The sequence below is a fragment of the Asanoa sp. NPDC050611 genome, from assembly GCF_040654855.1.
Taxonomy (GTDB): domain Bacteria; phylum Actinomycetota; class Actinomycetes; order Mycobacteriales; family Micromonosporaceae; genus Asanoa.
The window spans coordinates 1-8,254 of sequence record NZ_JBFAIU010000271.1 but is presented as its reverse complement, the minus strand read 5'-3'; the positions used below and the strand labels follow the sequence as shown (position 1 = coordinate 8,254).

4 protein-coding genes are annotated in these 8,254 nt (G+C 66.6%); 1 reads left to right on the top strand and 3 read right to left on the bottom strand.

Annotated features, from left to right (window positions below):
* The 3 genes from AB0H87_RS30885 to AB0H87_RS30875 all read right to left on the bottom strand — a co-directional run.
* Positions 1-2,939: AAA family ATPase (locus AB0H87_RS30885; RefSeq protein WP_360153468.1), on the bottom strand; the 2,939-nt coding region annotated here is incomplete at its 3' end.
* A 519-nt stretch (positions 2,940-3,458) separates the two neighbouring features.
* The gene (polA, locus tag AB0H87_RS30880; protein ID WP_360153465.1) at positions 3,459-6,146 is read right to left on the bottom strand and encodes a DNA polymerase I; all 2,688 of its coding nucleotides are present in this window, start codon (positions 6,144-6,146) and stop codon (positions 3,459-3,461) included.
* 612 nt (positions 6,147-6,758) lie between these two features.
* Positions 6,759-7,226: a MarR family transcriptional regulator gene (locus AB0H87_RS30875; RefSeq protein WP_360153462.1), complete on the bottom strand. Its 468-nt coding sequence runs from the start codon at positions 7,224-7,226 to the stop codon at positions 6,759-6,761.
* A gap of 98 nt (positions 7,227-7,324) precedes the next feature.
* Here AB0H87_RS30875 and AB0H87_RS30870 point away from each other — a divergent pair, with 98 nt between their 5' ends.
* Positions 7,325-8,176: an SDR family oxidoreductase gene (locus AB0H87_RS30870; protein ID WP_360153459.1), complete on the top strand. Its 852-nt coding sequence runs from the start codon at positions 7,325-7,327 to the stop codon at positions 8,174-8,176.
* Positions 8,177-8,254: the final 78 nt, after the last annotated feature.

Below are 8,254 nucleotides of genomic sequence, written 5' to 3'. Positions count from 1 at the left end.
GTTCGCTGAGGATCATCAGCCGCCGTCAGCTCCAACGCCTGGGCATACGCCTCCACGGCAGCGTCCAGATCACCACGACGGCCCTCCGGATCCCGCTTCCACCGCTGCTCCAGCACATTCCCGCGGAACTCGTGCACGTTCCCGGGATCACGCAAATCAGACCGACCCGCGATTTCAGAATGCAGAGCAACAAGCCGGTCCAGGTCATCAGACCGCTCACCCTGCGTCCCGACCCGCCGCGTCAGCCCGTTTGCGACGCTAATCATGCGGTCAGTTCGCTGAGGATCATCAGCCGCCGTCAGCTCCAACGCCTGGGCATACGCCTCCACGGCAGCGTCCAGATCACCACGACGGCCCTCCGGATCCCGCTCCCACCGCTGCTCCAGCACATTCCCGCGGAACTCGTGCGCCTGCCCGGGATCAGACAAATCAGGCCGAGCCGCGATTTCGGAATGCAAAGCAACAAGGCGGTCCAGGTCATCAGACCGCTCACCATCCGTACCCAGCCGCCGGTTCAGACCGTTCGCAAGCCCGATCATGCGGTCGGTCCGCATAGGATCGTCAGGTGGCGTCAGCTCCAACGCTTGGAGATATGCCTCCACCGCATGGTCCAGATCATCTCCACGACCGTCCGGATCCCGCCCCCACCGCACATCCAACCAAAACCCGCACACCCAATAAGCCAACGCCGATTTTCGATCCAACCGACCCACAACTTGAGCCTGCAATGCGATGACACGGTCGAGGTCATCGGTCGCTTCACGCGGCGTATCGATCCTTCGGCCAAGCGCGCGAACTAGGCTCGTCGTCAAGTCAATGCGTTGGTCAGCGTCGTCGGAACTCAAGCTCAGTGCTCGGGTGTACGCCTCAACCGCAGAGTCCAAATCATCGCTATGACCTTCCGGGTCCTGCAGCCACCGGTGCTCCAACCAGAACCCAGTTACTGATTGAGCCGATACCAACGCCGCCCCCTCCAGATCTTGGCGCCCTAATATTTCGGCCTGCGCTAAGATGAGGCGATCAAGATCATCAGGCCGCTCTCCTTCAGTACCAACTCGCCGAATCAGAGAGTTAGCAAAGCCGATCATGCGGTCGGTGAAGTAGGGTGCTTCCGGATCAGCGTGTTGTAAACTTTCTTCGTACGCTTCGATGGCGCGATCTAATAAGCTTGGCACCTTGGTGGCTTGCCACTGGCGCCGTAGGTCAATAGCTACCATGAAAGCGCTCCACCCGAGGTCGACTGCTGGCCGCCAGCCGTTTAGAACCCGCCCCCAGAGGCGCCTAAGTTCCTCAGCCACGACGACCCGCGTCGGTTGAACGTCGTCGAGGAGTGCCAGTGCGCCTTGCTGCTCGCCGTCCTCCAGCAAGGCACTGAACCTTTGCAACTGGGCATCCGACATCCGCGCGGCCAGACGTGCTCCAACATGTGATTGGAGCAAGCGGTACAGCGTGCTGGTTAAACCTGTTAATGGCGCTGCACCCGCTATTCGTGTGGCACCAGGCGTGATGCAGCTCAGCCTTTGCAAATAGTCAAGCCAGTTTCGGACATTGGGATACTCCCCTGGGCAGTCGGCATCCTCGGCAAGAAGGTCGACCTCTTGCAGTAATTGGAGGCAACGACCCAAACTCGAACGCAATTGCACGCTGCCAAGGTCCGACTCAGCCGCAGCGAGTGCGTGCGGCATAACGTAGTTGCGTGCATATGGGCCGGCGAACGACCAGCCTCCCGTTCCTACCTGAACTGTAAAGTTCGCTAGCCTGTCATGGGCGTCGCGGACATTCGCCAGTTCATACCCGCCTTCCACGATCCAGCGACCGAAATCGCCATGCCAGAATCTATATTCGCCTTTTGACGTCGGGGCAACCAGCGCCTTCAGATCTTTGAGCAAGTTGGCTAGGCCAGCACCGTCAACGCCCAAGACGGCTAGGGCGATATCCTTCGGTAGCATGGCGCCGACGTCCTGGGAAGCCGCGACTAACGCGATAAGTTCGGCTCCGGTTTGCCAACGGTCGCGGAGTCTACTACGCGCGCGCTCCAACGCCTCGCGGTAGACCTCCTGCAGTGAACGTGGAGCTGTCACCGTGCGAGGAATCGGCTCACCATTAGCAAAGTCCTCGGCAACCGTTGTTGCGACATAGAACGCCCAAACCCATACACCGGCCGCGTTCTTTGCAATCTCGTGGGCAAGCGTTTCGCGATGATCACTTGGAAGATCTGCGAGCAAAGCGGTGCAGTACCTCGTTAAGTCCGCCTGGTCAGAATCGTCAGGACGTGCTAGGTCGACGGTGACCGGGGGCCGAAGTGGGTTGATCTCTATTGGAACCTCAGGCTGACTTGCAACCAGAATGCGAAGCCTACCGATTCCCTTCTGCCCATCAGGCGCTCTGCTGATGGCGTCGGCAAGGCGGGACACGACCGAAAGGAACTCCATCGCTTGATCACGAAACGCTTCGTCGAGCCCGTCCACGACCAGAAGTAGAGGTGGCCCTGACGGCAGATCAGCGAGTAGCGGAAGCACCGCCTCGCGAAGCTCCTGCAACGGGTCGTTGTTAAGTAGCAACGCTGTGATCATCTGCCCGATGACCTGCGCGCCTGGAGCTATCGTTTCGACATTTTGATGGACGAGAGCGGACGGGTGAGAAATGGTAGGTGACGGACTTCCGACAAGCTTGAGCAACTCAGATTTCAGCTTCGCCCACGACAGCTCATCGGATCGATTGCCCCGCAAATCGCGTAAGATCGCCCCCGCTAGCTGCACACCGCCAGGTGGAGGGCTGTCGGTAAGGTCTCTGCACAGCTCGTGCAAAAAGCGGCTCTTCCCGGTTCCCGGTCCCCCTGAAATCACTAGGACCCGGCCGACATCTGGTCCGCCCGCCAGCCAACCGTCAACCCTGTCCTGCAGCCATGGTCGAGACGTGAAGAACGTAAGATCAGTCATGACTCGGACCCATCAGCCGTGGACTTCCAGAATCCTGCCGAACACCTCAGGACACTAGCGAGCGGGCGAGGGGTCCGCTAGCCCACGAACCGGCACAGAACGTCAACAAGCAGCGCCTCTCTCCGCGAGGCGAGCTTAAGCATTCGCGAAAGGTCCTAGCGTCGCCCATGATTCCGGACGACCACGAATCCAGCGTCCGCCCGGCGCGCCGTTGGCCGCAGCGTTCTGACTTCGACCGGCCGTTCTGTCTCCCGTTAGCCTCGACGGACTGGATGCCTCTCGCGTCCGTTGTTGGCTCTTGGCTCTTCGCCTGCCGGGCTTTCTCGTCTCACTCGGGTCGGGTGCCCGTTCTTTCGCCTTGGGCTGCGACTTGAGCCGACCGATTCCGCCATCCCGGCTGAAGGGATTTGCGCGACGGGCACCACGGGCTTCGGCGATGCACCCACGCACGTGACAGCATCAGCACTGCCGGCCGTTAGGCCGACCGCTCGGGAACGAAAGCGCAGCCGGGGACGCTCGTCAGTGGTCGGCGCTGTTCCAGTCGCGACCCAGGCCGACCGACACCTCGAGCGGCACCGCCAGCGGATAGGCGCCGCCCATCGCCGCCCGGACCAGGGCCTCCGTCTGCTCCCGCTCCCCCTCCGCGACCTCGAAGACGAGCTCGTCGTGGACCTGCAGCAGCATCCGCGACCGCAGCCCCGCTTCCTTGAGCGCCTCGTCGACGCGGAGCATCGCGACCTTGATGATGTCGGCGGCCGAGCCCTGGATCGGGGCGTTGAGCGCCATCCGTTCCGCCATCTCGCGGCGCTGGCGGTTGTCGCTCACCAGGTCCGGTAGGTAGCGGCGGCGGCCAAGGATCGTCTCCGTGTAGCCGTCCTGGCGCGCCCGGTCGACGATCGCCCGCAGGTAGTCGCGGACGCCGCCGAAACGGTCGAAGTACTCGTCCATCAGGCCGCGGGCCTCGTCCGTGGCGATGCCGAGCTGCTGGGAGAGGCCGTAGACGCTCAGGCCGTACGCCAGGCCGTAGTTCATGGCCTTGATCTTGCGGCGGTGGTCGGCCGTGACCTCCTCCAGCGGCATGCTGAAGACCGACGACGCCGTCGCGGCGTGGAAGTCGGCGCCCGAGTTGAAGGCGTCGATGAGCGCCTCGTCCTTGGACATGTCGGCCATGATCCGCATTTCGATCTGGCTGTAGTCGGCCGTCATCAGCGTCTCGTAGCCCTCGCCCACCACGAACGCCCGCCGGATCCGGCGGCCCTCCTCGGTGCGGATCGGGATGTTCTGCAGGTTGGGGTCGGTCGACGAGAGCCGGCCGGTCGCCGCCACCGTCTGGAAGTAGGTGGTGTGGATTCGGCCGTCGTCCGACACCGACTTGAGCAGACCGTCCACCGTGGACTTGAGCTTGGCCACGTCGCGGTGCCGCAGCAGGTGCTCGAGCAGCGGGTCGCCGGTCTGTGCGAACAGGCCCTGCAGCGCGTCGGCGTCGGTCGTGTAGCCGGACTTGATCCGCCGGGTCTTCGGCAGACCCCGCTCGGTGAACAGGATCTCCTGGAGCTGCTTGGGCGAGCCGAGGTTGAACTCGCGTCCGTGCACCGCGTAGGCCGCCTGCGCCGACGCCTTCACCTCGGCCGCGAAGTGCGCCTCGATGTCGGAGAGGTAGTGCGTGTCGGCCGCGATGCCGACCTGCTCCATGCGGGCCAGCACCTCGGAGAGCGGCAGCTCGACATCGGCCATCAGCCGCACCGACAGCTCGCCGTCGCGGGACAGCTCGGCGTCGATCGCCTCGGCCAGGTCGAGGGTGGCGCGCGCCTGCAGCATCAGGTTCTGCTCGACGACGCCCTCCTCGCCGCCCAGCCCGTCGAGGGTGAGCTGGCCGGTCTCGGGCACGTCGACGCGCAGCTCGCGGTGCAGATAGCGCAGCGCCAGGTCGGCCAGGTCGTAGGTGCGCTGGTCGGGCCGGGCCAGGTAGGCGGCGATCGCCGTGTCGCGGGCGACGCCGCGCAGCCCCCAGCCGCGGGCCGCGAAGGCCAGCCGGGCCGGCTTGCTGTCGTGCAGGACCTTGGGGTGCTCCGTGGAGTCGAGCCAGGCGGCCACCGCCTGCTCGTCGGCCGGCTCGAGCTGGGTCGGGTCGAACCAGGCGGCCGGCCCGTCGGCGGTGGCCAGCGCGATGCCGGTCAGCTCGCCGGTGCCCCGGCCGAACCGGCCCGCGACGGCGACGCCGGTCGCCACGCCCGGCCGGACGTGCTCGGTCAGCCAGCCGGCCACGGCGCCCGCCGCCAGGATCTCGCCGAACAGGTCGAAGCCGGACTCGGCCTCGGGCTCGACGGCGTCGAGGTATTGATATAGCCGCTCGCGCAGCACCCGGAACTCGAGCGCGTCGAAGACCTGGTGCACGGCCTCGCGGTCCCACCCGTGCCAGCGCGCGTCCTCGGGACCCATGGGCAGCTCGAGGTCGCAGACCAGCGCGTTGAGCTCGTAGTTGCGCATGACGTTGGCCAGGTTGGCGCGGAGGTTCTCGCCCGCCTTGCCCTTGATCTTGTCGGCGTTGGCGATCACGCCGTCGATGCCGCCGTATTCCTTGATCCATTTGGCGGCGGTCTTGTCGCCCACGCCCGGCACGCCGGGCAGGTTGTCGCTGGTCTCCCCCACCAGGGCGGCCTTGTCGCGGTAGCGCGTCGGCGGCACGAAGTATTTGGCCTCGACGGCCTCGGGGTTCATCCGCCAGACCTCGGACACGCCGCGCACGGGATAGAGCACCGTCACGTGGTCGTCGACGAGCTGGAACGAGTCGCGGTCACCGCTGGAGATGATCACCTCCATGCCGGCCTCGCGCGCCTGCCGGGTGAGCGTGCCGATCACGTCGTCGGCCTCGTAGCCCTCTTTCTCGACCACGGGGATGCGTAGCGCCGCGAGCACCTCTTTGACCAGGCTGACCTGCCCCTGGAACGGCTTGGGCGTCTCGGACCGCCCGGCCTTGTATTCCGCGTATTTCTCGGTGCGGAACGACTGCCGCGAAACGTCGAACGACACGATGATGTGCGTCGGCTTCTCGTCGCGCAGCATGTTGATCAGCATCGACGTGAACCCGAACACCGCGTTGGTCGACTGCCCCGTCGCGGTGGAGAAATTCTCCACGGGCAGGGCGTGGAACGCGCGGTAGGCCAGCGAGTGGCCATCGAGCAGCAGGATCCGGGGTTGGTCGCTCACCTGAGCGATGCTAGTCGTCGGGTACGACAGGATGCTCCGCGGACCCGGGCTGTTTCGTCCCCCATGTCGGGATCGGCGGATGTTGCCGAGAAACAAGCCAAATCAAGGCCAGAACCGGCGGTCCCGGGCCCGCGGCGGTCCGGACCGTCGCTCCCGCCGGACACCGCTCGCTCCGCTTCGCTGCCAGGCCCGCGGCGGCGAACGCTCCTCTCCTATCAGCTCGCCGATTTCCGGTCGGGGCGTCGGCGGCTGCTGCCGCAATCGGCCCGGGTTCTCTCGCGAGCCGCACGAAGCGACCCAGGGGCACCCCAGCCCGAGACCAGCAGCACCGCCGCCCGTTTCATCCGGCCGGGGTGTCGCGTGATCTCGGAACCGGCCTGGAACCCCCAGCCGCACCGACGCCCGCGTCACCGACCAGGGCGTCGCCGTACTCCCAGAAATGGGCCTGGACCTTCGGTAGGTCGCCGGGCCCTTCGGCTGGGGGGGTGCGCTCGTGGCCATCGGGTCGGAAACGTCGCGATCCGTGGGGGCTGTGCCCGGCTACGGCCGCGAGCTTCAGCTAGCAGGCCGTGGGCCGCCCCCGAACCGAGCGGTCCGGCTCGTGCGCGCAGGTCAGCCGTCCGCGTCCTGGCCCGTCGACGGCAGGCTGACCACCCCCTGGCTCAGGGCGGCGCGGAACTCCTCGTAGCGGTCCGCGCCGAGCTGGTCCGAGAGGCTCTGCTCGATATCCCGCACGTACTGGTCCGAGGCCGCCATGATGCCGAGCCCCCGTTCGGTCGGCACGATGAGCCTCGCGCGGCGGTCGGCGGGGTCCGGCGCGCGTCGCACGTACCCCAGGCGCTCCAGTTCGTCGATGATCGCGCCCATCGTCTGCTTGTTGCGGCCCGCGAGCCGTGCCAGCTCCCCGGGGCGGATGCCTTCTTCGTCGAGGTACGCGAGCACCGCGCCGTGCCGCGGCCGGAGGTCGTCGAAGCCCTGCTCCGCGGCCCGCGCGAAGATCTCGCGCTGCACCCGCGCCGAGAGTTGCACCGCGAGGATCCCGAGGTCCGGGTCCTGCTCCTTGCGTGTGCTGCGCCTCATAAACTAGTCCAATCATTGGACGGTCACAGTTCTGGACTATATCTTCGACGACGACGCGCGGCGGGATCGCGGTGCGTACGGACCGTGAGGAGAAAGTCATGACCATTCTGGTGACCGCCGCGAACGGCTTGGTCTCGAGGGAGGTGCTGCGCGCCCTCGCCGCCGTGGGCACGGAGCCGGTCCGGGCGCTGGTGCGCGACCCGGAGTCCGTGAAGAAGGTGGACGGCGTGGAGTACGTCGCCGCTGACCTCGACCACCCCGCCACCCTGGGCCCGGCGTTCGAGGGCGTCGACAAGCTCTGGCTGCTGACCCCGATGGGCGCGCAGGCACCGGCGCAGAGCAGCGACCTGCTGTGGGCCGCGCGCCAGGCCGGGGTGCGCCACGTCGTCCGCCTCTCGGCGATCGGCGCCGCCCACGACGCACCCACCCGCAACGGCCGGCTGCACGCGCTGTCGGACGAGGAACTGCAGGAGTCGGGCATAGCGTGGACGATCCTGCGCCCGACCAACTTCATGCAGAACCTGCTCGGCTCGGTCAACGGTGAGGAGATGTTCGGCATCTACGGCGAAGGCCGGGTCGGCGCCGTCGACGTCCGGGACATCGCGGCGGTCGCCGCCGAGATCCTGCGCTCGCCGGAGCGCCACGCTGGCAGGATCTACACGCTCACGGGCCCGGTCAGCATCTCGCTGCACGAGGCCGCCGAGGAGGCGGCCCGGGTACTCGGCCGACCGGTGAAGTACGTGCCGCGGGATCCGGAGGCCGTCCGGACGTTCCTGATCGAGGTCGGCCTCCCGGAGTGGTACGCCGCGATGCTCGGCGAATACCGGGCCGCATACGGCCGCGGCTGGGCGGACTTCACCAACTCCCACGTCGCCGACGTCATCGGCCGGTCGCCCCGGTCGCTCGCGGAGTTCATCGACGACCACCGCGACCAGATCGCCAACGACTGACCCGCCCTCGAAGCCGACAGCCGCGTTCGGGCCCGCCCTCCTGGACGTGCGCCGGCAGCAGTTGCGAGAGCGGCGCGT